Annotated in this window: 20 protein-coding genes and 1 pseudogene; 15 read left to right on the top strand and 6 right to left on the bottom strand. The window is 73.6% G+C overall.

The genetic code is table 11. The features are described 5' to 3' along the window. Nucleotide 1: 1 nt before the first annotated feature. Nucleotides 2-394 (bottom strand): phage holin family protein, encoded by a 393-nt coding sequence (locus tag ACIQLL_RS03190; RefSeq protein WP_402463143.1) that lies wholly within the window; start codon nt 392-394, stop codon nt 2-4. 74 nt (nt 395-468) lie between these two features. Between ACIQLL_RS03190 and hisC the strand changes: the two genes are divergently transcribed. Next, complete coding sequence (gene hisC, locus ACIQLL_RS03185; RefSeq protein WP_402463140.1) at nt 469-1,563, top strand: histidinol-phosphate transaminase; 1,095 nt, start codon at nt 469-471, stop codon at nt 1,561-1,563. A 25-nt stretch (nt 1,564-1,588) separates the two neighbouring features. Here the strand turns inward: hisC and ACIQLL_RS03180 are convergent, their stop codons facing one another. After that, on the bottom strand, nt 1,589-3,328 hold the full coding sequence (locus ACIQLL_RS03180; RefSeq protein WP_402463137.1) for a pyruvate dehydrogenase: 1,740 nt from the start codon (nt 3,326-3,328) through the stop codon (nt 1,589-1,591). 113 nt (nt 3,329-3,441) lie between these two features. On the opposite strand from ACIQLL_RS03180, the pseudogene ACIQLL_RS03175 reads away from it, so the two are divergent. Both ACIQLL_RS03175 and ACIQLL_RS03170 read left to right on the top strand, forming a co-directional pair. Further along, a pseudogene (locus ACIQLL_RS03175) lies at nt 3,442-3,822 on the top strand (VOC family protein); the annotation flags it as partial. A 75-nt stretch (nt 3,823-3,897) separates the two neighbouring features. Further along, entirely contained in the window at nt 3,898-4,428 is a 531-nt protein-coding gene (locus ACIQLL_RS03170) for a class I SAM-dependent DNA methyltransferase (protein ID WP_402464614.1), read from the top strand. A 386-nt stretch (nt 4,429-4,814) separates the two neighbouring features. Here ACIQLL_RS03170 and ACIQLL_RS03165 read toward each other — a convergent pair whose 3' ends face one another. Next, nucleotides 4,815-5,489 (bottom strand): SDR family oxidoreductase, encoded by a 675-nt coding sequence (locus ACIQLL_RS03165; RefSeq protein WP_402463134.1) that lies wholly within the window; start codon nt 5,487-5,489, stop codon nt 4,815-4,817. 101 nt (nt 5,490-5,590) lie between these two features. On the opposite strand from ACIQLL_RS03165, the gene ACIQLL_RS03160 reads away from it, so the two are divergent. Further along, a complete protein-coding gene (locus ACIQLL_RS03160; protein ID WP_402463131.1) occupies nt 5,591-5,929 on the top strand; it encodes a nuclear transport factor 2 family protein in 339 nt (112 codons plus the stop codon). A 4-nt stretch (nt 5,930-5,933) separates the two neighbouring features. Here ACIQLL_RS03160 and soxR read toward each other — a convergent pair whose 3' ends face one another. Next, nucleotides 5,934-6,404: a redox-sensitive transcriptional activator SoxR gene (gene soxR, locus ACIQLL_RS03155; protein ID WP_402463129.1), complete on the bottom strand. Its 471-nt coding sequence runs from the start codon at nt 6,402-6,404 to the stop codon at nt 5,934-5,936. A gap of 48 nt (nt 6,405-6,452) precedes the next feature. Between soxR and ACIQLL_RS03150 the strand changes: the two genes are divergently transcribed. Together ACIQLL_RS03150 and ACIQLL_RS03145 are read left to right on the top strand one after the other, a co-directional pair. Beyond that, entirely contained in the window at nt 6,453-7,178 is a 726-nt protein-coding gene (locus ACIQLL_RS03150; protein ID WP_402463126.1) for a thiamine pyrophosphate-dependent enzyme, read from the top strand. After that, nucleotides 7,175-8,110, top strand: a complete 936-nt coding sequence (locus ACIQLL_RS03145) for a transketolase family protein (RefSeq protein WP_402463123.1) — start codon at nt 7,175-7,177, stop codon at nt 8,108-8,110. Before ACIQLL_RS03150 ends, ACIQLL_RS03145 begins: the two co-directional genes overlap by 4 nt. Before the next feature lie 21 nt (nt 8,111-8,131). Here ACIQLL_RS03145 and pdxR read toward each other — a convergent pair whose 3' ends face one another. Further along, nucleotides 8,132-9,583, bottom strand: coding sequence for a MocR-like pyridoxine biosynthesis transcription factor PdxR (gene pdxR, locus ACIQLL_RS03140; RefSeq protein ID WP_402463120.1), 1,452 nt, complete (start codon nt 9,581-9,583; stop codon nt 8,132-8,134). Between the two features lie 92 nt (nt 9,584-9,675). Here pdxR and ACIQLL_RS03135 point away from each other — a divergent pair, with 92 nt between their 5' ends. The 7 genes from ACIQLL_RS03135 (at nt 9,676) to ACIQLL_RS03105 (ending at nt 17,385) form a co-directional block, all read left to right on the top strand. Then, nucleotides 9,676-10,434 (top strand): pyridoxamine 5'-phosphate oxidase family protein, encoded by a 759-nt coding sequence (locus ACIQLL_RS03135; protein WP_402463117.1) that lies wholly within the window; start codon nt 9,676-9,678, stop codon nt 10,432-10,434. A gap of 12 nt (nt 10,435-10,446) precedes the next feature. Continuing rightward, nucleotides 10,447-11,661, top strand: coding sequence for a pyridoxal phosphate-dependent aminotransferase (locus tag ACIQLL_RS03130; protein ID WP_402463114.1), 1,215 nt, complete (start codon nt 10,447-10,449; stop codon nt 11,659-11,661). Between the two features lie 75 nt (nt 11,662-11,736). Further along, nucleotides 11,737-12,009, top strand: coding sequence for a DUF805 domain-containing protein (locus tag ACIQLL_RS03125; RefSeq protein ID WP_402463111.1), 273 nt, complete (start codon nt 11,737-11,739; stop codon nt 12,007-12,009). Between the two features lie 193 nt (nt 12,010-12,202). After that, complete coding sequence (gene pdhA / locus ACIQLL_RS03120) at nt 12,203-13,420, top strand: pyruvate dehydrogenase (acetyl-transferring) E1 component subunit alpha (protein ID WP_402463108.1); 1,218 nt, start codon at nt 12,203-12,205, stop codon at nt 13,418-13,420. After that, nucleotides 13,417-14,424 carry an alpha-ketoacid dehydrogenase subunit beta gene (locus ACIQLL_RS03115; RefSeq protein ID WP_402463105.1) on the top strand — a complete coding sequence of 336 codons (1,008 nt, stop codon included), beginning with the start codon at nt 13,417-13,419 and terminating at the stop codon, nt 14,422-14,424. The genes pdhA and ACIQLL_RS03115 overlap by 4 nt, the downstream gene beginning before the upstream one ends. Before the next feature lie 13 nt (nt 14,425-14,437). Then, nucleotides 14,438-15,973 carry a dihydrolipoamide acetyltransferase family protein gene (locus ACIQLL_RS03110; protein WP_402463103.1) on the top strand — a complete coding sequence of 512 codons (1,536 nt, stop codon included), beginning with the start codon at nt 14,438-14,440 and terminating at the stop codon, nt 15,971-15,973. A gap of 122 nt (nt 15,974-16,095) precedes the next feature. Beyond that, nucleotides 16,096-17,385: an ABC transporter substrate-binding protein gene (locus ACIQLL_RS03105; RefSeq protein WP_402463100.1), complete on the top strand. Its 1,290-nt coding sequence runs from the start codon at nt 16,096-16,098 to the stop codon at nt 17,383-17,385. A gap of 88 nt (nt 17,386-17,473) precedes the next feature. On the opposite strand, the gene ACIQLL_RS03100 is transcribed toward ACIQLL_RS03105, so the two are convergent. Then, the gene (locus ACIQLL_RS03100; protein ID WP_402463097.1) at nt 17,474-18,574 is read right to left on the bottom strand and encodes a LacI family DNA-binding transcriptional regulator; all 1,101 of its coding nucleotides are present in this window, start codon (nt 18,572-18,574) and stop codon (nt 17,474-17,476) included. A gap of 87 nt (nt 18,575-18,661) precedes the next feature. Here ACIQLL_RS03100 and ACIQLL_RS03095 point away from each other — a divergent pair, with 87 nt between their 5' ends. Next, nucleotides 18,662-20,719, top strand: a complete 2,058-nt coding sequence (locus ACIQLL_RS03095) for a DUF2264 domain-containing protein (protein ID WP_402463094.1) — start codon at nt 18,662-18,664, stop codon at nt 20,717-20,719. Then, a complete protein-coding gene (locus tag ACIQLL_RS03090; RefSeq protein ID WP_402463092.1) occupies nt 20,716-21,720 on the top strand; it encodes a hydroxyacid dehydrogenase in 1,005 nt (334 codons plus the stop codon). The genes ACIQLL_RS03095 and ACIQLL_RS03090 overlap by 4 nt, the downstream gene beginning before the upstream one ends. Nucleotides 21,721-21,737 lie beyond the last annotated feature (17 nt).

Raw genomic sequence — 21,737 nt, 5'->3', positions numbered from 1 at the left:
GCTACTTCTTGTCGCCCGGCACGACCCAGCCGATGAGGGCCTGCAGGATCGCGAGGATCAGCGCGATCCACAGGTACCACCAGAAGCCGCCGGTGATCTCCAGCCCCCAGTCGCCCAGCCAGTTCTGGCTGGTCAGCCACTCGGTCAGCCACAGCATCGCCGCGTTGATGATCAGGTAGAACAGGCCGAGCGTGAGGATGAGCAGCGGGATCGACAGGAAGCTGACGATCGGCTTCACAATCGAGCTCACCAGCGTGAAGATCAGGCCCACGCCGGCGATGGCGAGGATGCGCCCGAGGGCGTCGTCCCCGCCGAAGATCTCGAAGCTGGAGAAGATGAGGTCACAGATCCACAGGGCCAGCGACGTCACGACGAACCGCAGGAAGAAGGTCATGGCCGACATCGTGGCACGTCGGCCCCGCCAGGGACAGAGCGGGCGACGGCCCGGCGTGATGAGATCCTGGGGCCGTGCCGAACACGTCGAACACCACCCCGCCTGCCGAGACCACCGTCCCGCTGCGTGCCGCCGTCGCCGCCCTGCCCGCATACGTGCCGGGCGCCCGACCGGACGGCCAGGCATGGAAGCTCTCCTCCAACGAGAACCCGTTCCCGCCGGCCGCGGCCGTGGTCTCGGCGATCACCGAGGCCGCGCGGGAGGTCAACCGGTACCCCGACATGTACGCCACCGAGCTCGTCACGGCGCTGGCGGAGCACAACGGCGTGGCGGCGGACCAGGTCGTGGTGGGCAACGGGTCGGTCGCGGTGCTGCAGCACGTGCTGGAGGCCGTCGTCGAACCGGGGGACGAGGTCGTCTTCCCGTGGCGCTCCTTCGAGGCGTACCCGATCGTCGTGGCCGTGGCCGGTGGTGCCGCCGTCACCGTGCCGGTGCGCGACGACGGTCGGCTCGACCTGCCGGCCATGGCGGCCGCCGTCACGCCGCGGACCCGCGCGGTGCTGGTGTGCACCCCGAACAACCCCACCGGGCCCGTGGTCCGCTCCGGTGAGCTCGAGACCTTCCTGGCCGACGTGCCGAAGGACGTCCTCGTGGTGATCGACGAGGCCTACCTCGAGTTCGTCCGCGACCCGGAGGTGCCCGACGCGCTCGACGTGCTGCGCCGGTACCCCAACGCCGTCGTCGTGCGCACGCTGTCCAAGGCGTCCGGCCTCGCGGGGCTGCGTGTCGGCTACGCCGTCGCCGCGCCGCGCCTGGCTGCCGGCATCCGCTCGACGTCCACACCGTTCGGCGTCAACCACCTCGCCCAGCGGGCGGCCGTGGCCACGCTGCAACCCGCGGTGCAGGCCGAGCTGCTCGAGCACGTGGACGCGCTCGTCGCCGAGCGCACCCGGGTCGTCGACGCGCTGCGCGAGCAGGGCTGGCAGGTGCCGGACACGCACGCCAACTTCGTCTGGCTGGCCACGGGGGACCGGACCGCCGAGCTGGCCGCGCAGGCCGCGGCCGCCGGGGTCCTCGTGCGGCCGTTCGGCGCCGAGGGCATGCGGGTCAGCATCGGCGAGGTGGCGGCCAACGACGCGTTCCTCGGGCTGGCCGCCGACTGGCGCTGACGGCGTCGGTCGGCCGTGGGCGCCGTCAGCGCGGCAGGTTGCGCAGGTTCGAGCGGGCCATCGACATGACCTCGCCCATGCCGCCGCCGAAGATCTCCTTCGTCATGGCCGTGGTGAAGCCGCGGATCTGACCGGAGGTGATCGACGGCGGGATCGACAGCGCGTTCGGGTCGGTCATGACCTCCACCAGCGCCGGCCCCTCGGCGTCCAGGGCGGTCGAGAAGGCCTTGGCCAGGTCCTTGGGCCGGGTCACCCGCTGTGACGGGATGCCGACGGCGGTGCCGATCGCGCTGTAGTCGACCTCGGGGGAGTCGGTGCCGTGCGAGGGCAGGCCCTCGACGATCATCTCCAGCTTGACCATGCCGAGCGTGGCGTTGTTGAACACGACGACCTTGACCGGCAGGTCGTAGGCACGCACGGTGATGAGCTCGCCGAGCAGCATCGACAGGCCGCCGTCGCCGGCCAGGGCCACGACCTGCCGCTCCGGCTGCGAGAACGCGACGCCGATCGCGTGCGGCAGCGCGTTCGCCATCGAGCCGTGGATGAAGGACCCGATGACGCGGCGCTTGCCGTTCGGCGTGAGGTAGCGCGCCGCCCACACGTTGTTCATGCCGGTGTCCACGGTGAACACGGCGTCGTCGGCCGCGGCCTCGTCGAGCTGCACGGCCGCGTACTCGGGGTGGATCGGGGTGTACTTCTCCACCTTGCGGGTGTAGGCGCCCACGACCTTGTTCATGAGCTTCGCGTGCTTGTCGACCATCGATCGCAGGAATCTGCGGTCGTCCTTGCGCTCGACGCGCGGTGTGAGCAGCCGCAGCGTCTCCCCGACGTCGCCGTGCACCGGGATGTCGAGGCGGGTGCGCCGGCCCAGGTGCGAGGCGTCGATGTCGATCTGCGCGGTGGGGACGTCGTCGGGCAGGAACGAGTCGTAGGGGAAGTCGGTGCCCACCAGGATCAGCAGGTCGGCGTCGTGGATCGCCTCGTGGCAGGCGCCGTACCCGAGGAGCCCGGACATACCGACGTCGTGGGGATTGTCGTACTGGATGATCTCCTTGCCGCGCAGCGAGTGGCCGACCGGTGCCGCCGCGAGGTCGGCGAGCTCCAGCACCTCGGCGCGGGCGTCGCGGGCACCGGCCCCGACGAACAGCGTGACCTTGCGGGCGCTGTTGATCGCCTCGGCCAGCGCGGCGACGTCGGCGTCGTGCGGGACGACGCGCGCCGGGCAGGCACCGGGGATGAGGATGGGCGCGTCGTCGTCGGGCACGTGCTCGTCCGCCACGTCGCCGGGCAGCGTGAGCACCGCCACGCCGGGAGCGGCCAGGGCGTGCTGGATCGCCGAGCGGGTGACGCGGGGGAGCTGGGCGGCCGTGGAGATCATCTCCGAGAAGACCGACGCCTCGTTGAACAGGCGGTCCGGGTGCGTCTCCTGGAAGAACCTGGTCCCGATCTGCGCGCTGGGGATGTGCGAGGCGATCGCCAGGACCGGGACGCCGGAGCGGTTCGCGTCGTACAGGCCGTTGATGAGGTGCAGGTTGCCCGGCCCGCACGACCCGGCGCACACCGCGAGCTTCCCGGTCACCTCCGCCTCGGCGGCCGCGGCGAAGGCGGCCGCCTCCTCGTGGCGCACGTGCACCCAGTCGATGCCGTCGGTGCGGCGGACGGCGTCGACGACGGGGTTCAGCGAGTCCCCGACGATGCCGTAGACGCGTTCGACGCCGGCGGCGACGAGCTGGTCGACCAGGTGTTCGGCGACGGTGCGAGCCATGGCGGGGACCTCCTGCGGGTGGGGACGTCGGTCCCTTGCGATGCTGCCCCAGGTGGTCCGCGGCCGCGCGCCGGGCGGCGGTGGGGCGCGTCACGGTGTGGTGGGATGAGCGGATGCCGGGCATCCACCACCTCGAGATCTGGGTCGCGGAGGACGGGGAGACAGCCGCGGACTGGGGATGGCTGCTGCCCCGTCTCGGCTTCCGGCTCGTCCAGGAGTGGCCCGAGGGGCGCACCTGGTCCGACGGCGGCACCTACCTGACGCTGACCGCCTCGCCGAACCTGACATCGGGCCGCCACGACCGCCGTCGTGCCGGCATGAACCACGTGGCGTTCGACGGCGGCGCCCCCGCCGACGTGGACGCCCTGATGGACGCAGCCCCCGCGCACGGCTGGGCCCCGCTCTACGCGGAGCGCTACCCGCACGCCGGGGGACCGGACCACTACGCCGGCTGGCTCGAGAACGCCGCCGGGTTCAAGGTCGAGGTGGTCGCGGCACAGGCGAAGGCCGGTGGTGCGGCTGCTGCCTACGGACGAAGGTCCGCGGAATACATCGAGCGGTTCGGGGCGATGGCGGCGACCCACGTGCAAGACCGCGCGCTCGTGGCTCGTTGGGCAGACGAGCGGCGTGGGCCGTTGCTCGACGCCGGTTGCGGACCAGGGCACTGGACGGCGTGGTTGGCATCGCGGGGGAACGTCATCGAGGGGGTCGACGGCGCGGAGAGGTTCGTCGAGCATGCGAGGGCTACCTGGCCCGAGGTGCCGTTCCGGGTCGCGATGCTCGACTCCCTCGGTATGCCAGACGGGAGTCTCGACGGCATCCTCGCCTGGTACTCGCTCATTCATCTGCCCCCGGCCGAGATCGACGGTGTGCTGGCCGAGTTCGCACGGTGCCTGGCCGAGGGTGGCAGCCTTCTGCTGGGCTTGTTCGACGGCGCCGATCTGTCCATGTTCGACCACCAGGTCGCACCCGCCTTCACGTGGTCGGTGGACGGTGCGGTCTCGCGGCTGGAAGCGGCCGGGTTCGACGTCGTCGGACACCGTCGCCGTGCCGATCCCGGGACGCGCCATCACCTCGATCTCGTCGCCCGCCGGCGGTAGGACTGCACGACCAGCCGGCTACGAGTTCGACACTGCTCGCGACGGGCAGCGGGGTCCACGTCGGACTGAACTGGCGATACGACGTGCTCCTGCTCGACGAGCACCTCTGCGCGGCAGCTTCAGCGCTCTTCGTCGAGTCGATCGACTGCCGTGCGAACTCCCGGGTCCAGCACGATCAACCCGGGGGCGAGCGGATCGTGGGGCGCAGGTTCGACCCTCCCTGCGGCCGGAGTCGCGGCGCTGTCGGTGACCGTCGGTCGGATAGGGCCGCGGTAGAGATCCTGCGCGACCGGACGATCTGGATGACTGCACCGCCCCGAGCCCCCGGTGGTGATCCGACAGTACTGCTGCGCCCGGTCGAGGGTGCCTGGCCGGATGACCAGTGGCTACGCCCGCAGCGCCGCCGGGATCGTCTCGTCGCCGCTCGTGAAGCGCACGAACTGCCCGATCGTCTCGTCGATCCGCAGGGCCGCGGCCGCGGCCTGCGCGACGTCGGCGCGGGGGACCTCGGACGGTCCGCCGCGCTCGACCGACTCGTCCGCGCCGAGGACCCGGATGCGCCCGGTCGGCGGGCCGTCGGTGAGCGTCCCCGGACCGAGGATCGTCCAGTCCAGGTCGGTGCCGCGCAGGTGGTCGTCGGCGGCCAGCTTGGCGTCCGCGTACGGGTAGAAGCTCGAGTCGGTCGGGACACCGTGGTCCGGGACGGACCCGATCCACGACACCATGACGTACCGCCGCACGCCGGCGAGCGCGGCGGCGTCCATGGACCGCGACGCGGCGTCCCGGTCGACGGCGTAGGTGCGGTCGGGGTTCCCGCCCCCGGCCCCGGCGGCCCACACCACGGCGTCCGCGCCGTCGAGTGCCGTGGCGATCTCGTCGGTGGTGGCGTTCTCGACGTCGAGCAGCAGGGGCTCGCCGCCGAGGTCGGCCACGCGGTCGACCTGCTCGGGCTTGCGCACGGCGCCGACCACGTCGACGGCCGGGCCGCTGCCGCCGTCGGCCAGGAGCGGGACGAGGAGCTGGGCGACCCTGCCGAGCGCGCCGATGACGACGACCTTCATGACGGACCTCCGTGACGTCGGGGATGCTCCCTCCACCGTCGCGCACCGAGCGTCCCGGTGCCAGTCCTGCGCGGGAGATCACACCCGTCTACGGTCGAGGCATGGACCCGATCATCGACGAGCTCATGACGATCGAGGAGGTCCTCGCGAACGGCAGCGGGGACGACTACGCCGAGGTGCTGCACGAGGACGCCGTCGTCGTCGTCCCCGGCGCGGTCCTGGACAAGGCCGGGTGCGTGGCGGCGATGGACTCCTCACCGGGCTGGGACGAGGTGGACCTCGGCGACGCGCGGCTCGTGCGCAGCAAGGACACGGCCACCGTCGTCTACCCGTTCACGGGGCGCCGCGGCCAGGAGACCTACACCGCGACCCTGGCCAGCACGTACGTGACGGCCGTCGGCGGGTGGCACCTCCTGGTCCACCAGCACACCCCGGAGTGAGGCGTCAGGGCCGGCCGACGACGTCGGACGGGCTGTCCCCCTCGAGGTAGCGGGGTCCGGGTCCCAGGGCGGCGGCGCGGTCCTCCGGGTTCTGCAGCGTGCAGCGCTCCAGGGACAGGCAGCCGCAGCCGATGCAGTCCTCGAGGTCGTCGCGGAGACGTTCGAGGACGGAGATGCGCTCGTCCAGCAGGCCGCGCCACGACTGCGACAGCCGGCGCCAGTCCTCGGCGGTCGGTGTGCGCGCGTCGGGCAGCGTGGCCAGGGCGGCGGCGATCTGCTCGAGGGTGAGGCCCAGCCGCGACGCGGTCCGGACGAACGCGACCCGGCGCAGCACGGTGCGCTCGTAGCGGCGCTGGTTGCCGCCGGTGCGCTGTGCCTCGATCAGCCCGCGCTGCTCGTAGAAGCGCAGGGCCGACGGCGCCACCCCGCTGCGGCGTGCCACCTCGCCGATCGTCAGGTACCGCTCGACAGCCATCCCGGCCTCCCTTGACCTCAAGTGAACTTCAACTTACATGCTGGTCGCATGACGACGACAGCCCTCGACCGGGAGACCGTGCGCACCCTCGTCGCTCGCGTCACCGGGGACGAGAAGCACGATCCCAGCGCCCACTCCACCCTCGACGTCGTGCGCGTGCTGTACGACCGGGTGCTGCGCGTCGACCCGACAGATCCCACCGACCCGGACCGGGACCGGTTCGTGCTGTCGAAGGGCCACGGGCCCGCGTCCACCTATGCCGTCCTGGCCGCCCACGGGTTCTTCCCGCCCGCCTGGCTCGACGACCTCGCCTCCTGGGGTTCCCCGCTCGGCCACCATCCCGACCGGGTCCTGGTGCCGGGGATCGAGATCGGCAGCGGGTCCCTCGGCCACGGGTTGCCGCTCGCCGTCGGCATGGCCCTCGGTCTGCGCGGGCGCTCGCCGGCCCGCGTCGTGGTGCTCGCGGGCGACGCCGAGCTGGACGAGGGCAGCAACGCCGAGGCGATCCAGGTCGCCGGCCGGTTCGGGCTGGACACCCTGACGTGCGTCGTCGTGGACAACCACAGCGACGGTCACGGATGGCCCGGCGGCATCGCCGCACGCCTCGGCGTCGAGGGGTGGGCGACGGCGGAGGTCGACACGCGCTCCGACGACCGCCTCGCCGCGGCGCTCGGGCGCATCGCACCGGGCCGACCGAGCGCCGTCGTCGTCGACCCCACGCTCCGGGCCGCCGACGAGGCTCCCATCACGACGGACCGGGAGGTGGCGGCATGAGCGGCCCGGACCGTCGCAGCCCCGGCCTGCACAGCCTCGACCTGCGTACGCGGTTCTACGCCGAGCTCGGCCCCGTGCTCGACGCCCACCCGGACGTCGATGTCGTGCTCGCCGCGATCGGCACCGCCCCGGTGGCCGCCGCGACCGCCCGGCACCCCGGCCGCGTGATCGACGTCGGGATCCGCGAGCAGGCGATGGTCGGCGTCGCCGGCGGGCTCGCCCTGACCGGTCGTCGGCCGATCCTGCACTCCTACGCGCCGTTCCTCGTGGAACGGCCCTACGAGCAGCTCAAGATCTCGCTCGGCCACCAGGACGTGGGGGCGATCCTCGTCAGCATCGGCGCCTCCTACGACGCGAGCGCCGAGGGCCGCACCCACCAGGCGCCGGCGGACGTCGGGCTCGTCGCCGCGCTGCCCGGCTGGACCGTGCACGTGCCGGGCCATGCCGACGAGGTCACGGCGATCCTGCACGCCGAGGCGGCCACCGGCCGGCGCGTCTACGTGCGGCTGTCCACGCAGCGCAACGACAGGCCGCGTCCCGTGGACGGGCGGATCCACCTGGAGCGGGACGGTGCCGCGGGTGCACCCCTCGTGCTCGCCGTCGGACCGATGCTCGACGTCGTCCTGGACGCCACGCGCGACCTGCCGGTGCGCGTGGCCCACACCTCCACCCCGCACCCGCTCGACGCCGACGGGCTGCGGGCGCTGGCCGGTCCGACGCCGCGGCTCGCCGTCGTCGAGCCGTACCTCGAGGGCACCAGCGCCGCGGCCGTGGCGGCGGCTCTGGGGGACCGCCCGGCCCGGGTGGAGCACGTGGGTGTGCCGCGGGACGCCGAGCTGCGTCGTTACGGCACGCCGCGCGACCATGCGGCCGCCCACGGGCTCGACGCCGCCGGGGTGCGCGGGCGGGTCCGCACGCTGCTCGCCGCGTGAGCCGTCCCGTGTCGCGGAACCTCACGCATGAGGCGTCCCAAGCGTGAGGTTCTGCGACGTCGGCCGCTCCTCGGCCGTGGTCAGCGCGCCCCGGACGGTGCGCAGCGCGTCGCGCAGCACCGTGGCCGACGGCGGGGCGTACCCGAGCACGACGCCGTCCAGCCGCAGCCCGGACCCGTCGACCACGTAGTCCTGCAGGTCGCTGATCCCGACGCCGCGAGCGGCCGCCCGCGTGACCAGGTTCGCGCCCGTCATGTCCTCGAGCTCCAGCACCGCGTGGAGCCCGCCGTCCAGGCCGCGGACCCGCACCCCGGGCAGGTCGGCGAAGGTCTCGGCCACCAGGCGGCGCTTGACCCGGTAGTCGCGGCGGCAGCGGGCCACGTGCCGCCGCAGCGCCCCGGTCGACATCAGGTGGGCCAGCGCGAGCTGGGTCACCGTCGCCACGCTCGCCCCGCGGGCCCGCCGTGCCGCCAGGACGGCCGCTCCCGCCGGGGTGCCGCCGTCGGACGCACCGCCCGGACTCCCGCCCGCGGCCCCCGCGGGCAGCACGAGGTAGCCGCAGCGCAACCGCGGGTCGAGCACCTTGGAGAACGACCCGACGTGCACGACGACGCCGGCCGCGTCCAGCGCCGCCAGGGCGGGCAGGGGGTCGCCGCGGTGGCGGAACTCGGAGTCGTAGTCGTCCTCGACCACCAGCACCCCCTCGGCGGCGGCCCAGGCGAGGAGCTCGTGCCGCCGGGCCACCGGCATCGCCCCGCCCAGCGGGTACTGGTGGGACGGCGTGACGAGCACCGCGTCGAGCCGGCCGAGGGCGTGCGCGGACCGCAGGGCGTCGAGGTCCAGGCCGCGGTCCCCGACGGGCACGGGGACGACGGCGCCGCCCGCGGACGTGACGGCGGCTCGGCCCGCACGGTAGCCGGGGTTCTCGACGGCGACCCTCGCGCGGGGTCCCAGCGACTCGGTCACGAGCGAGAGAGCCTCGGCCGTGCCGCCGGTGATCACGACGCGTGCGGCGTCGGGGCCGAACCCCCGGCTCAATGCGAGCTGGGCCGCGACCTGGCCGCGCAGGGCCGACTCGCCGGCGGGATCGGGGTAGCGGGCCTCGAGCGGGGCGGCGGCCGCGTGCCGCCAGGCGGCCCGCCAGTCGCGTCCCGACACGGTGGCGACCGACGGGACACCGGGGCGCAGGTCGACGACGACGCCGGCCCGGTCCGCGCGTCCGGGCCGGGCGCCGTCGGGCACGCGCCGGGTGCTGCCGGGCGGCCCGGTGGTCAGGGTGGCCGCGACCCGGGGCACGGCGCCGTGCCGCAGCACCACGTATCCCTCGCCGTCGAGCTGTTCGTAGGCCGCGGTGACGGTGCCGCGCGACACGCCGAGCTCGGCGGCCAGCGCGCGGGTCGAGCGCAGCGGGTCGCCCTCGCGCAGATGGCCGTCGTGGATCGTGCCGCGGACCAGGTCGGCGACGCGTGCCACCTTGGTCTGCTGCCCCGTCCTCAAACTGGTCCATCCCATCTGCTCCGAACTGGACTACAGGATAGTCCAGTGGGGTCCCTACGGTCGGTGCCGTGAGCATCGAGACCGCGGCGTCCGCCGCCTTCGACCCGCAGCACCCGACCGGACCGAGCCTGGCCGTGCGCCGCAAGCCGGAGCGGCAGACGGACGACGCCGCCGTCCTCGACGGCATCCTCGCCGACGGGGCCGTGGCCCACGTCGCGCTGGTCCGCGACGGCTTCCCGGTGGTGCTGCCGTACCTCTACGGGGTCGGGGACCTGGGCGACGGGCTCGGCCGGCGCCTGCTGCTGCACGGCTCCACGGGCGGCGGGCTGTTCCTCGACGCCGGGGCCGACGGCGTACCGGTGTCGGTGGCGATCACCCACCTCGACGCGCTCGTCTACGCCCGGTCGCTGCACGACAGCTCGGCCGACTACCGCTCGGTGATGATCGCCGGTCGCGCCACCGTGGTGCCCCGCGCGCTCCGGACGGAGGCGCTGTGGCAGATCGGCGACCACCTCATGCCCGGACGCCGCGCCGAGGTGCGCGAGATGACGGCCAAGGAGGTCGCCGCCACGCAGGTGCTGCAGGTCCCGCTCGACCGGGTCAGCGTCAAGGTGCGCGCCGGCGGGGCGGGCGAGGACCCGGGGGACGGCGAGGACCACGGCGTGTGGGCGGGCGTGCTGCCGCTGGCGGTCACGGCCGGCGACCCCGAGCCCAGCCCGCTGTCGATCGGCGCTCCCGTCCCGCCGTCGGTCCTGGCCGCGGTCTCCCGGCTGCAGCAGAGGGCCATTCGTCGCGGATCGGCCGTGTCGCCCGCCGCCGCTCCCTGAGAGGATGTGGCGGTGCGCACCATCCGGCAGTCCCAGAAGCTCCGCGGCGTCCGCTACGACGTCCGCGGCCCCATCCTCGTCGAGGCCCAGCGCCTCGAGGCGGAGGGGCACCGCATCCTCAAGCTGAACGTGGGCAACACCGCCCCGTTCGGGTTCGCCGCACCCGAGGCGATCCAGGCCGACGTCATCCACCACCTGCCGGAGGCGCAGGGGTACAGCGACTCGCGCGGGATCTACGAGGCGCGCACCGCGGTGGCGCAGTACTACCAGTCCCACGGGTTGCGCGACGTCATGGTCGAGGACGTGTTCATCGGCAACGGCGTCTCCGAGCTCATCTCGATGGTGCTGCAGGCGTTCGTCGACGACGGCAACGAGATCCTGGTGCCCACGCCGGACTACCCCCTGTGGACCGGCGCGGTGACGCTGTGCGGCGGCACGGCCGTGCACTACGCCTGCGACGAGTCGAACGGGTGGATGCCGGACCTGGCGGACATCGAGTCCAAGATCACCGAGAACACCCACGCCCTGGTGCTCATCAACCCGAACAACCCCACGGGCGCGGTGTACAGCAAGGAGATGGTCGAGGCGCTGGTCGACATCGCGCGCCGCCACGACCTGGTGATCATGGCGGACGAGATCTACGAGAAGATCCTGTACGACGGCGCCGAGCACCATCACGCGGCCACGGCCGCCGGCGACGACGTGCTGTGCCTGACGTTCAGCGGCCTGTCGAAGGCCTATCGGGTGTGCGGGTACCGCGCCGGCTGGGTGATGGTCTCCGGGCCCAAGGACACCGCCTCCGAGTTCCTCGAGGGGCTGACGCTGCTGGCCAACATGCGCATGTGCTCCAACGTGCCGGCGCAGCACGCGATCCAGACGGCGCTCGGCGGCTACCAGTCGATCGACGAGCTCATCGTGCCCGGTGGACGGTTCTACGAGCAGACGGTGCTCGCCGACCGGCTCCTCAACGAGATCCCCGGGGTCACGTCGGTGCGGCCCCGCGGTGCCCTGTACTGCTTCCCGCGCCTCGACCCCGAGGTGTACCCCATCGACGACGACGAGGAGTTCGTCATCGAGCTGCTGCGGGCCAAGAAGATCCTGGTCACCCACGGCACGGGCTTCAACTGGACGGCGCCGGACCACTTCCGGCTCGTCACGCTGCCCGACGTCGAGGTCCTGGAGGAGGCGATCGGCCGGATCGCGGAGTTCCTGGCCGCGCGGCGGTAGTCGCGACGTCGACGGCGCCACCGGTCGGTCCGTCCTCCGGTTGCCGGGGCGACCCGGCGGAGGACACTGCTGATCATGGACGACGTCTCCTACGACCAGCTCGCCGACGACTACGGATGGCTCGTGGGCGGCGCCGCACTCGTGGTCTACCTGCTGTTCGCGCTGCTCGTGCTCATCGCCTACGTCCGGATCATCCAGAAGGCCGGGTACTCCGGCTGGTGGGTGCTCATCGGGCTGGTCCCGATCGTCAACGTGGTCATGTTCTTCGTCTTCGCGTTCTCCCGCTGGCCGGTGCTGCGTGAGCGGGACACGCTGCGCAGCGGCCGCGGGGTCGGCTACCCGGGCTGAGCGGCGCGATCCACCCCGTTGGAGGAATCCTCCAAAAGGCGGCGTCGAGTGTTGGCCGCCGCGCCGGGGGCCAGGACGGGGTGCCGTCAACCTACGCTTGCGTAGGCTACGAAGGCGTAGGTTCGGCTCCCCGCCCGAGACCCGGGCACCGGACCTCGACGTGGCGCAGCCGCCCGGCAGGGAAGGAGACCGTGTGCACACCGACGCCCCGGACCAGGAGCAGGGCCTCCGGACGGACCAGGGTCCGCAGACGGACCCGAGCTCGCGGACGGCGGGCGCAGCCGTCGAGGACCTCGTGCAGCTCGTCGCCCCGGACGGCAGCCGTACCGACGGCCCGCAGACCGCCGCGTACCGCGACCGGGTGGGTCACCTCGGCACCGACGCGCTGCGCCTGATGTACCGCGACATGGTGCTGACCCGCCGGTTCGACGACGAGGCCACCGCGCTGCAGCGCCAGGGCGAGCTCGGCCTCTACGCGCAGTCGACGGGTCAGGAGGCCGCCCAGGTCGGTCCGGCCCACGCGCTGGCCCCGCAGGACTGGATCTTCCCCTCCTACCGTGAGCACGGCATGCTGCACGTCCGCGGCGTCGACCCGGTGGACCGGCTGCGGCTCTACCGCGGCACCGACCACGGCGGCTGGGACCCGGCCGAGCACCGCGTGAACCTCTACACCCTGGTCATCGGCTCCCACACGCTGCACGCCACCGGGTACGCGATGGGCATCCAGCGCGACGGTGCGGTCGGGACCGGCGACCCGGAGCGGGACACCGCCGTCGTGACCTGCTTCGGCGACGGGGCCACCAGCCAGGGCGACGTCAACGAGGCGCTGGTGTTCGCCGGCGTCAACGACGCCCCGGTCGTCTTCTGGTGCCAGAACAACCAGTGGGCGATCTCCGAGCCCACCACCCGCCAGTCGCGCGTCCCGCTGTACCGCCGCGGCGAGGGGTTCGGCATCCCGAGCGTGCGCGTGGACGGCAACGACGTGCTGGCCTGCTACGCCGTCATGGCGGAGGCGCTCGAGCGGGCGCACGCCGGGCACGGCCCCACGTTCGTCGAGGCGTACACCTACCGGATGGGCGCCCACACCACCTCCGACGACCCGACGCGCTACCGCGAGCGCGCCGAGGAGGAGTACTGGCGGCAGCGTGACCCGATCGACCGCCTCGCGGCGCTGCTGCGTGCCGAGGGCCGCTGGGACGACGCCTGGGCCGCGGGCGTCGACGCAGAGGCCGAGGCGCTCGGCGAGTCGCTGCGCGCCGGGGTCCGGGACCTGGGCGCCCCGCCCGCCGAGTCGATGTTCGACCACGTGTACGCCACGCCGCAGGCGCAGGTGGCGGCCGACCGCGAGTGGTTCCGTTCCTTCCAGGACGAGACCGCCCAGAGCTCCGAGACCGTGGAGGCCACCCGATGAGCACGCAGACGATGCCGTTCGCCAAGGCGCTCACCGAGGGTCTGCGCTCGGCGCTGGACGCCGACGACAAGGTCCTGCTCATGGGCGAGGACATCGGCCGCCTGGGTGGCGTGTTCCGCGTGACCGACGGCCTGCAGAAGGACTTCGGCGAGCACCGCGTGGTGGACACCCCGCTCGCGGAGTCGGGGATCGTCGGCACCGCGATCGGCCTGGCGATGCGCGGCTACCGGCCGGTGTGCGAGATCCAGTTCGACGGGTTCGTGTTCCCGGCCTACGACCAGATCACCACCCAGCTCTCCCGGCTGCACTACCGCTCCCGCGGGACGGTGCAGGTCCCCGTGGTGATCCGCATCCCCTACGGCGGCGGCATCGGCGCGATCGAGCACCACTCCGAGTCGCCCGAGGCGCTGTTCGCGCACACCCCCGGCCTGCGCGTCGTCTCGCCGTCGACGCCGCAGGACGCCTACGACATGATCCGCGCGGCCGTCGTCTCACCGGACCCGGTGATCTTCTTCGAGCCCAAGGGCCGCTACTGGTCCAAGGGCGAGGTGGACCTGAGCAGCCCGGTACCCATCCTGTCCGACGCCGGAGCACCGGACCCGCTGGGCACGGCCCGCGTCGCACGGGCCGGCACGGACGTGACCCTGGTCGCCTACGGGCCGACGGTCGCCACCGCGCTGTCGGCGGCCGACGCCCTGGCCGCCGAGGGCACCAGCGCCGAGGTCGTCGACCTGCGGTCGGTGTCCCCGCTGGACGTGCCGACCGTGGCCGCCTCGGTGCGCCGCACCGGGCGCTGCGTCGTCGTGCACGAGGCGCCGACGTTCCTGGGCGCGGGCGGCGAGCTCGCCGCCCGGGTGACCGAGGAGTGCTTCTACTCCCTGGAGGCTCCGGTGCTGCGGGTCGGCGGGTTCCACGCGCCGTACCCGGTGGCGAAGATCGAGCACGACTACCTGCCGAACGTCGACCGGGTCTGCGACGCCGTCGACCGCGTGCTGGCCCACTGACCCGGAGGATCGAATGAGCACCCAGCGTTTCCCTCTCCCGGACGTCGGCGAGGGGCTGACCGAGGCCGAGATCGTCGAGTGGCGGGTCGCCGTCGGCGACTCCGTCGCGGTCAACCAGGTCATCGTCGAGATCGAGACCGCCAAGTCCCTGGTGGAGCTGCCCTCGCCCTGGGCGGGCACCGTGACGGGGCTGCTCGCCGAGGAGGGCACGACCGTCGACGTCGGCACCCCGATCATCGAGATCGGCGGGTCCGGTGACGGGGCGGACGCGCCCGTCCCGGGGGAGGTCTCCGCGCCGGAGCAGGACGCCGCACCGGCCGCGGACACCGCGGCCCAGGACGGGACGAGCTCCGGCTCCGGGTCGGTGCTGGTGGGCTACGGCACCGCCGGCGAGGCGGCCGGCGGGTGCCGCCGTCGTCGCCGGTCCGCGAACTCCGAACCGGCGGCCCCAGCGGTCCCAGCGGCCCCGGCCGACGCTCCCGCGACGCCCGCCGCGCCCGGGCCTGCGACGCCCGCTGCACCCGCTGCCCCCGCTGCGCCCGAGCCCGCAGCGCGCCCGTCCCTCGCCAAGCCGATGGTGAGCGTGCCCACGGCCGCCTCGCCGGCGGACGCGCCGACGTCGGGCGGCGGATCGGGCCGGCGGGTGCGGGTCCTGGCCAAGCCGCCGGTGCGCAAGCTCGCCAAGGACCTCGGCGTCGACCTCGCCTCGGTGCATCCCACGGGACCGGGCGGCATCGTCACCCGCGAGGACGTGACCGCCCACGCGGCCTCGGCCGAACCGCGCGCGCTGGCCACCTACCCGGACGACGACCAGCCGTGGCTGGCGTCGGGCAGCGTGTCCGACGACGGCCGCACCACCCGCGTGCCGGTCAAGAGCGTGCGCAAGCGCACGGCCGAGGCGATGGTGGCGAGCGCGTTCACGGCGCCCCACGTCACCGTCTTCCACACGGTCGACGTCACGCGGACCATGAAGCTCGTCGACCGGCTCAAGGGCGACCGGGACTTCGCCGACGTGCGGGTCACGCCGCTGCTGATCGCCGCCAAGGCCGCGCTGCTGGCCATCAAGCGGCACCCGGAGATCAACGCCGCGTGGGACGACGCCGCCCAGGAGATCGTCTACCACCACTACGTGAACCTGGGGATCGCCGCCGCGACGCCGCGCGGGCTCGTGGTCCCCAACGTCAAGGACGCCCACCGGCTCGAGCTGCTCGGCCTGGCCGAGGCCCTCGGGGAGCTCACCGCGACGGCACGGGCCGGCCGGACCACGCCGGCCGCCATGTCGGGCGGCACGTTCACGATCACGAACGTGGGCGTGTTCGGCATCGACACCGGTACCCCGATCCTCAACCCCGGCGAGGCCGGGATCCTCGCGTTCGGGGCGATCCGGCAGCAGCCCTGGGTGCACCAGGGCAAGATCAAGCCGCGCTGGGTCACCCAGCTCGCCCTGAGCTTCGACCACCGACTGGTCGACGGCGCTCTCGGCTCGCAGTTCCTCGCCGACGTCGCCACGGTGCTGGAGGATCCCGCACGCGGGCTGGTCTGGGGCTGACGCCCGGCGCGCGGCAGCCGTTGCACGTTTTTGTCCGTTCGTCCTCGCGCATGTCCGTGCGCTGGCAGCATCTGCCGGTAGCAGGCCGTCGACCGGCGGTACACGTGCGCGAGGAGGCTCACATGAATTCGACGACGAGGACGCGACGACGCGCCGCGGGTGCGGTCGTGGCCGCGGCCGCCCTGGTGCTCACGGGGTGCTCCGGGGGCACCGGGTCCGGGGGCGCGGACGGAGACGTCACCCTGACGTTCGCCTGGTGGGGCGACGCCAGCCGTGCCGACCGCTACGAGCAGGTCATCGCCCTCTACGAGGACCAGAACCCCGGGGTCACGATCCAGTCCTCCTACGGCGGCTGGGGCGACTACTGGACGGCGCGCAACACCGAGGCCGCCGGCGGTTCGCTGCCGGACGTCTTCCAGATGGACGTCGCCTACCTGCGCCAGTACGGCGCGTCGGGACAGATCCAGCCCCTCGACGACTACCTCGGCGACACGATCGACATCTCGTCGTTCCCCGAGTCGATCCTGCCGGCCACGCAGATCGACGGGCAGACCTTCGGCGTCCCGACGCAGACGACCACCTTCGGCACGTTCTTCAACGACGACCTGCTCGCCGAGATCGGTGTGGAACCGCCGACCGAGGCGCAGACCTGGGACGAGTACGACGCCTTCCTGTCCGAGGTGGGCGCCGCGGGCGCGGACCACGATCCCGCCGTGAGCGGGTCGAACCAGTACACCCAGATCTGGTCGGTCTTCGAGATCTGGTTGCTGCAGCAGGGCAAGTCCCTCTACGGCCCGGACGGCGGGCTCGGCTTCACCGAGGCCGACCTGACGGCCTGGTGGGAGCGGGCGACGCCGTTGTTCGAGGACGGCGGCTTCCTGGCGCCGGACCGGGCCGAGTCGCTCGAGAGCGACGCGCTGAGCGCCCGCTACAGCGCCAGCGAGATCAGCTTCTACAACTTCTTGGTGCGGTTCTCCGAGGGGTCCGGGGGTGACGAGTTCTCGATGGTCATGCCGCCCGCCGACTCCGCGGACCAGCGAGGTCTCTACCTCAAGCCCGGCCTGCAGCTGTCGATGTCCGCACAGAGCGAGCACCCCGAGGAAGCCGCGGAGTTCATCGACTTCATCACCAACGACCCGCAGGTCGGGGAGATCTTCGGCATGTCGCGCGGCGTGCCGACGTCCGAGTCGGCCCGGGACGCGGTCCAGGCGGAGGGCATGGACGCCGAGATCCTCGAGTACTGGGAACAGGTCGAGGAGATCGCGATCGACGCCCCGGCGCCGCCGCCCGAGGGCGCCGGGTCCGTGGAGGCGGAGTTCACGCGCATCGCGCAGGACATCGCGTTCGGCGCCACGACCCTGGACGAGGGTGTCGAGCTGTTCTTCACGAACGCCGCCGACCTCATGGAGTAGCCGGCACGGACAGCCCGGGTCGCCCTGCCCCGGTCGGCGGGCCCTGATCCCGCCGGCCGGGGTCCTCCTCGTCCCGACCGACCACCGGTCAGCCCGAGGCGCCGCACGACGCGCGGACGGTCAACCGCGGCAGCAGGTCGACGTGACGGGGAGGTCGCGACCGGTCGTTGCCGTCGACGCCGTCGGCGACCCGGTCCACGAGCATCCGCAGCGCCTCGCGCCCCAGCTCGCGCCGCGGCGGTGTGACCGACGTCAGGGGGACGACGGCGAGGTCGGCGTTCTCGTCGTCGTACGCGACCACGGCCAGGTCGTCCGGGACCGACAGCCCGTGGTCGAGCGCCGCCTCGACCAGCCGCGCCGCGTGGTCGTCGGTGTGCGCGAGGACGGCGCGCGTCCCGGTGGCGAGGCACCGGTCCAGGAGCTCGCCGAGCTCGGCGGCGAGCCGGTCGGGGTCGTCCTCCCCCTTGGACAGGGAGACGTCGGGTCCCGGGTCCAGCCCGAGACGTCCGACGGCGGTCGCGAAGCCCTCGCGCACGTGGCGTGCCGTCGGGGTCCTGTCGTAGACAGCGAGCGCGATCCTGCGGTGGCCCAGCCCGTACAGGTGCTCCACGGCCAGGACCGCGCCGTGCGCGTGGTCGGTCCGGGCCACGTCGAGCTCGTGGAGCCGTGACGTGGCGTCCATGCGGCGTTCCACGAGGACGACCGGGACGGGGATCGACCGCAGCCAGTCGGACAGCTCCGCCGGCGTGCGGTCGCGCATCGTCGGCGCGACGACCAGACCCTGCACGCCGAGGGCGACCAGACGGTCGACCTGGGCGACCTCGACGTCGGGCCGGTAGTGCGAGACCCCCAGGACCAGCCGGACGCGCAGCGACGGTGCCAGCGCCTCCATCCCGCGGACGACCTGCGGGAAGTGGGTGGCGGTGCTGGGGACCACGAGCCCGACGAGTGCGTTCGCCGCCTGCGGACCGCGCGCTCCGCCGAGGGCGATGGCACCTCCGTGCACGCGTCCCAGCCGGCCGGCGCGCTCGAGCTCGATGATGTCCCGGCGGACCGTGACCTCCGAGACGCCCAGGTGGGCCGCCACCTCGGCGGAGCGCACGCTGCCGCGCAGCTCGACCTCGCGCAGGAGGTACTCGTGGCGTGCTCGGGGAAGAGGCATCATGATCCCGTCGTCGTCGACCTCCATCGACGCGACCCTAACCGAGCCCGTCCGCCGATGATCGAAAATGTCTGATCGTGCCGGATCGTGCGGGGCACCCGCGAGGATGCACGGGTGACGTGCACCGCTGCCCCTCCGGACCTGCTCGAGGTGACACGGCGTTGGAGCCGTGACGACTGGCTGAGGTCCGCCGACGACCTGCTCGCCGCGACCCGGCCGTACGCGTCGCCCGGACAGAGCCTGCTCCGCCTGCCGGGCCCGGTCAGCGCGTCCGGAGCCTGGAGCGACGGCCTCGAAGGGTTCGCCCGGACCTTCCTGCTCGCCGCGTTCCGGGTCCGGGGCCAGCAGGGCGACGACCCGGCCGGTCTGCTCGAGCGGTACGCCGAGGGCCTGCGCCACGGGACGGACCCGCGCAGCCCGGAGCGCTGGCCGCGGATCGGTGAGCGTCGGCAGGCCGTCGTCGAGTCGGCCTCGGTCGCGATCGGGCTCGCCGAGACCCGGCCGTGGCTGTGGGACCGCCTCGACGGTGCGGTCCAGGCGCGTGTCGTGGACTGGCTGTCCGAGATCGTCGGGACGACGGGTTACCGCAACAACTGGATCTGGTTCCAGAACGTCGTCGAAGCCTTCCTCGCCTCCGTCGGCGGCCCCTGGGACCAGGCGGACCTCGACCGCAACGACGAGCTGACCGAGGCGCTCTACGTCGGGGACGGCTGGTACTCCGACGGACGGGGCCGGGACGGTCGGCTCCAGTCGTACGACTACTACACCGGCTGGGCGTGGCACCTCTACCCGCTGCTGCGCGCCCGGATCGCCGGGCGCCCGCTCGAGACCCGGCACGCGGACCGGCTCCGCGCGTACCTCGAGCAGGCCCAGCACCTCGTCGGGTCCGACGGCGCGCCGGTGCTGCAGGGACGGTCGGTCACCTATCGGTTCGCCATGCTGGCCCCGTTCTGGGCGGGCGCTCTCGCCGGGGTCACACCCCTGCGTCCGGGCCAGACCCGGTCGCTGACGTCGGCCGTCGCGGACCACTTCGCCCGTGCGGGCGCGGTCGACGAGCAGGGCCTGCTGCCCACGGGCTGGCACGGCCGGTTCGACCGCGTGCGACAGCTCTACAGCGGAGGGTCCTCCCCGTACTGGGCGAGCAAGGGCTTTCTCGGACTTCTCCTGCCCCCCGACCACCCGGTGTGGACGGACCCGCCCGAGGTGCCGACCGCGTGGACCGAGGACGCCGTGACCTGCCTGCCCGCACCGGGCTGGGTCGTCGCCGCCACCACGGGTGACGGCGTCGTCCGCGTCCTGAACCACGGCTCGGACCGGCTCCTCGACCCCGCCGTCGCCCCCCGCGCCGACGACCCCTTCTACCGCAGGGTCGGATACTCCAACGTCACCTCGCCCCAGCTGTCCGGTCCCGACGTCGCCGCTCCGGTCGACTCGCACGTCGCGCTGCTCGACGGCTCCGGCGCACCGTCCCACCGCGACGGGATCACCCGCGTCCACGCCGGCGGGCACACGGCCGTCTCCCGCTCCCGGGTGCACTGGCTCGACGCCGCAGGCGGCGCGTCGAGCGCCGACGCTGCCGGCTGGTCGGCGCTCCGCCGCGGTCCGGTCCTCACGACGGCGTCGGTGGTCCGCGGGCGGTTCGAGGTCAGGCTCGCCTGGTGGGAGCCGGCCCCCGGGGTGCCGGACGGGCCGCCGGCGGGCGCGCGCGACGCCGAGCCCGAGGTGCTCGACGCCGAGGCCGCCTGGCCCGCCGACCCGGGGCCCTGGACCGCGCACGTCGGCGGATGGGCGCTCGCGGGCCAGGATGCGCGCGCGCTCCACGTCGAGACCGACGCGGACTGGGTCCGGATCGTCCGTTCCGACGGTCTGACGTCCCTGGTCCGCGGGCTGCGCGGCCTCGAGCGGGCCGGCACGACGTGGCGCACCGGGGCGGACCCGTTCGGCGTGTCCTCGGTGATCCCGTGGGCGCGCGGCCAGGCGGCGCTGGCCCCGGGGGACGTGGTCGCGGCGCTCGTGGTGCTGTGCGGACGCGGATCCGCGTGGGTCCGGGACGTGGACGCGGTCACGGAGGTCGCGCACGACGTCGGCCCGCAGGGCTCGCAGGTCCGGGTCGTCTGGCGTGACGGGCAGGTCGACGTCGTGGCGCAGGACCGGGCGGGGGCCGGCGCATGAACCGGCTGCGGGCGGCGTTCGCGCTGCACGACCCCGCCCTGCTCGACCGGCTGTTCGACGGGCCCGCACGGGCACGCCTGGAGGAGCTGGTCGACCTCGACCCCGAGGTCGTGACCGATCTGGACGACGGCCGCGGGCTCCGCGCGCTGGGCGAGGTGGAGGTCCTGATCACCGGGTGGGGGGCACCCCGCCTCGACGAGGCGACGCTGGCCCACGCACCCCGGCTGCGTGCCGTGGTGCACACCGCGGGCACCGTGAAGTCGTTCGTCACGGAGGCGGTCTGGTCCCGCGGCATCCAGGTCTCCAGCGCGGCCGAGGCCAACGCCCGACCCGTGGCCGAGTACACCCTCGCGATGGTGCTCCTGGCCGGCAAGAGGGTCTTCGAGGCGACCGCCGCCTACCGACGCCTCGGGTCCCTGGCCGCCGCAGCACCGGCGTCGGCCTGCGGCAACAACGGGCTGACGGTGGGGATCGTCGGTGCCTCGCGGACCGGTCGGCAGGTGATCGAGCTGCTGCGGCCCTTCGACGTCGACGTCCTGCTCCACGACCCCTTCGTGGACAGGGCGGGCGCCGGGGCCCTCGGTGCCGTGAAGGTCGCCCTGGACGACCTCCTGCGGGACTCCGACGTCGTCTCGCTGCACGCCCCCTCTCTGCCGGAGACCTACCGCATGATCGGTGCTCGCGAGCTCGCGCTCATGGCCGACGGCAGCACCCTGCTGAACACCGCCCGCGGCGCCCTCGTGGACACCGCGGCCCTGACGGCCGAGATCCTCACCGGGCGGTTGCGGGCGGTCCTCGACGTCACGGACCCCGAGCCGCTGCCCCACGGCCACCCCCTCTACTCCGCCGAGGGCGTCCTGCTGACACCGCACGTCGCCGGGTCGCTCGGCAACGAGCTGTACCGCCTGGGTGCCAGCGCCGTCGCCGAGCTCGAACGTCTCGCCGCTGGTCTGGAGGTCGCCCACCCGGTCCGGGCCGAGCACCTGGCGACCACCGCCTGACCGGTGGCGCGCCGCGT

The sequence above is a fragment of the Isoptericola aurantiacus genome (genome assembly GCF_044769875.1).
Classification (GTDB): Bacteria; Actinomycetota; Actinomycetes; order Actinomycetales; family Cellulomonadaceae; genus Isoptericola; species Isoptericola aurantiacus.
Note: the sequence above shows the minus strand (reverse complement) of the source record. Positions and strands in the feature narration are given on the sequence as shown.

What these genes read in the sequence shown, in the direction of transcription:
- ACIQLL_RS03190 (WP_402463143.1), bottom strand. Translation starts at nt 394, where the DNA reads ATGACCTTCTTCCTGCGGTTCGTCGTGACGTCGCTGGCCCTGTGGATC.
- ACIQLL_RS03180 (WP_402463137.1), bottom strand. Translation starts at nt 3,328, where the DNA reads ATGGCTCGCACCGTCGCCGAACACCTGGTCGACCAGCTCGTCGCCGCC.
- ACIQLL_RS03170 (WP_402464614.1), top strand. Translation starts at nt 3,898, where the DNA reads ATGGCGGCGACCCACGTGCAAGACCGCGCGCTCGTGGCTCGTTGGGCA.
- ACIQLL_RS03165 (WP_402463134.1), bottom strand. Translation starts at nt 5,489, where the DNA reads ATGAAGGTCGTCGTCATCGGCGCGCTCGGCAGGGTCGCCCAGCTCCTC.
- ACIQLL_RS03160 (WP_402463131.1), top strand. Translation starts at nt 5,591, where the DNA reads ATGGACCCGATCATCGACGAGCTCATGACGATCGAGGAGGTCCTCGCG.
- soxR (WP_402463129.1), bottom strand. Translation starts at nt 6,404, where the DNA reads ATGGCTGTCGAGCGGTACCTGACGATCGGCGAGGTGGCACGCCGCAGC.
- ACIQLL_RS03150 (WP_402463126.1), top strand. Translation starts at nt 6,453, where the DNA reads ATGACGACGACAGCCCTCGACCGGGAGACCGTGCGCACCCTCGTCGCT.
- ACIQLL_RS03145 (WP_402463123.1), top strand. Translation starts at nt 7,175, where the DNA reads ATGAGCGGCCCGGACCGTCGCAGCCCCGGCCTGCACAGCCTCGACCTG.
- ACIQLL_RS03125 (WP_402463111.1), top strand. Translation starts at nt 11,737, where the DNA reads ATGGACGACGTCTCCTACGACCAGCTCGCCGACGACTACGGATGGCTC.
- ACIQLL_RS03115 (WP_402463105.1), top strand. Translation starts at nt 13,417, where the DNA reads ATGAGCACGCAGACGATGCCGTTCGCCAAGGCGCTCACCGAGGGTCTG.
- ACIQLL_RS03110 (WP_402463103.1), top strand. Translation starts at nt 14,438, where the DNA reads ATGAGCACCCAGCGTTTCCCTCTCCCGGACGTCGGCGAGGGGCTGACC.
- ACIQLL_RS03105 (WP_402463100.1), top strand. Translation starts at nt 16,096, where the DNA reads ATGAATTCGACGACGAGGACGCGACGACGCGCCGCGGGTGCGGTCGTG.
- ACIQLL_RS03100 (WP_402463097.1), bottom strand. Translation starts at nt 18,574, where the DNA reads ATGGAGGTCGACGACGACGGGATCATGATGCCTCTTCCCCGAGCACGC.
- ACIQLL_RS03090 (WP_402463092.1), top strand. Translation starts at nt 20,716, where the DNA reads ATGAACCGGCTGCGGGCGGCGTTCGCGCTGCACGACCCCGCCCTGCTC.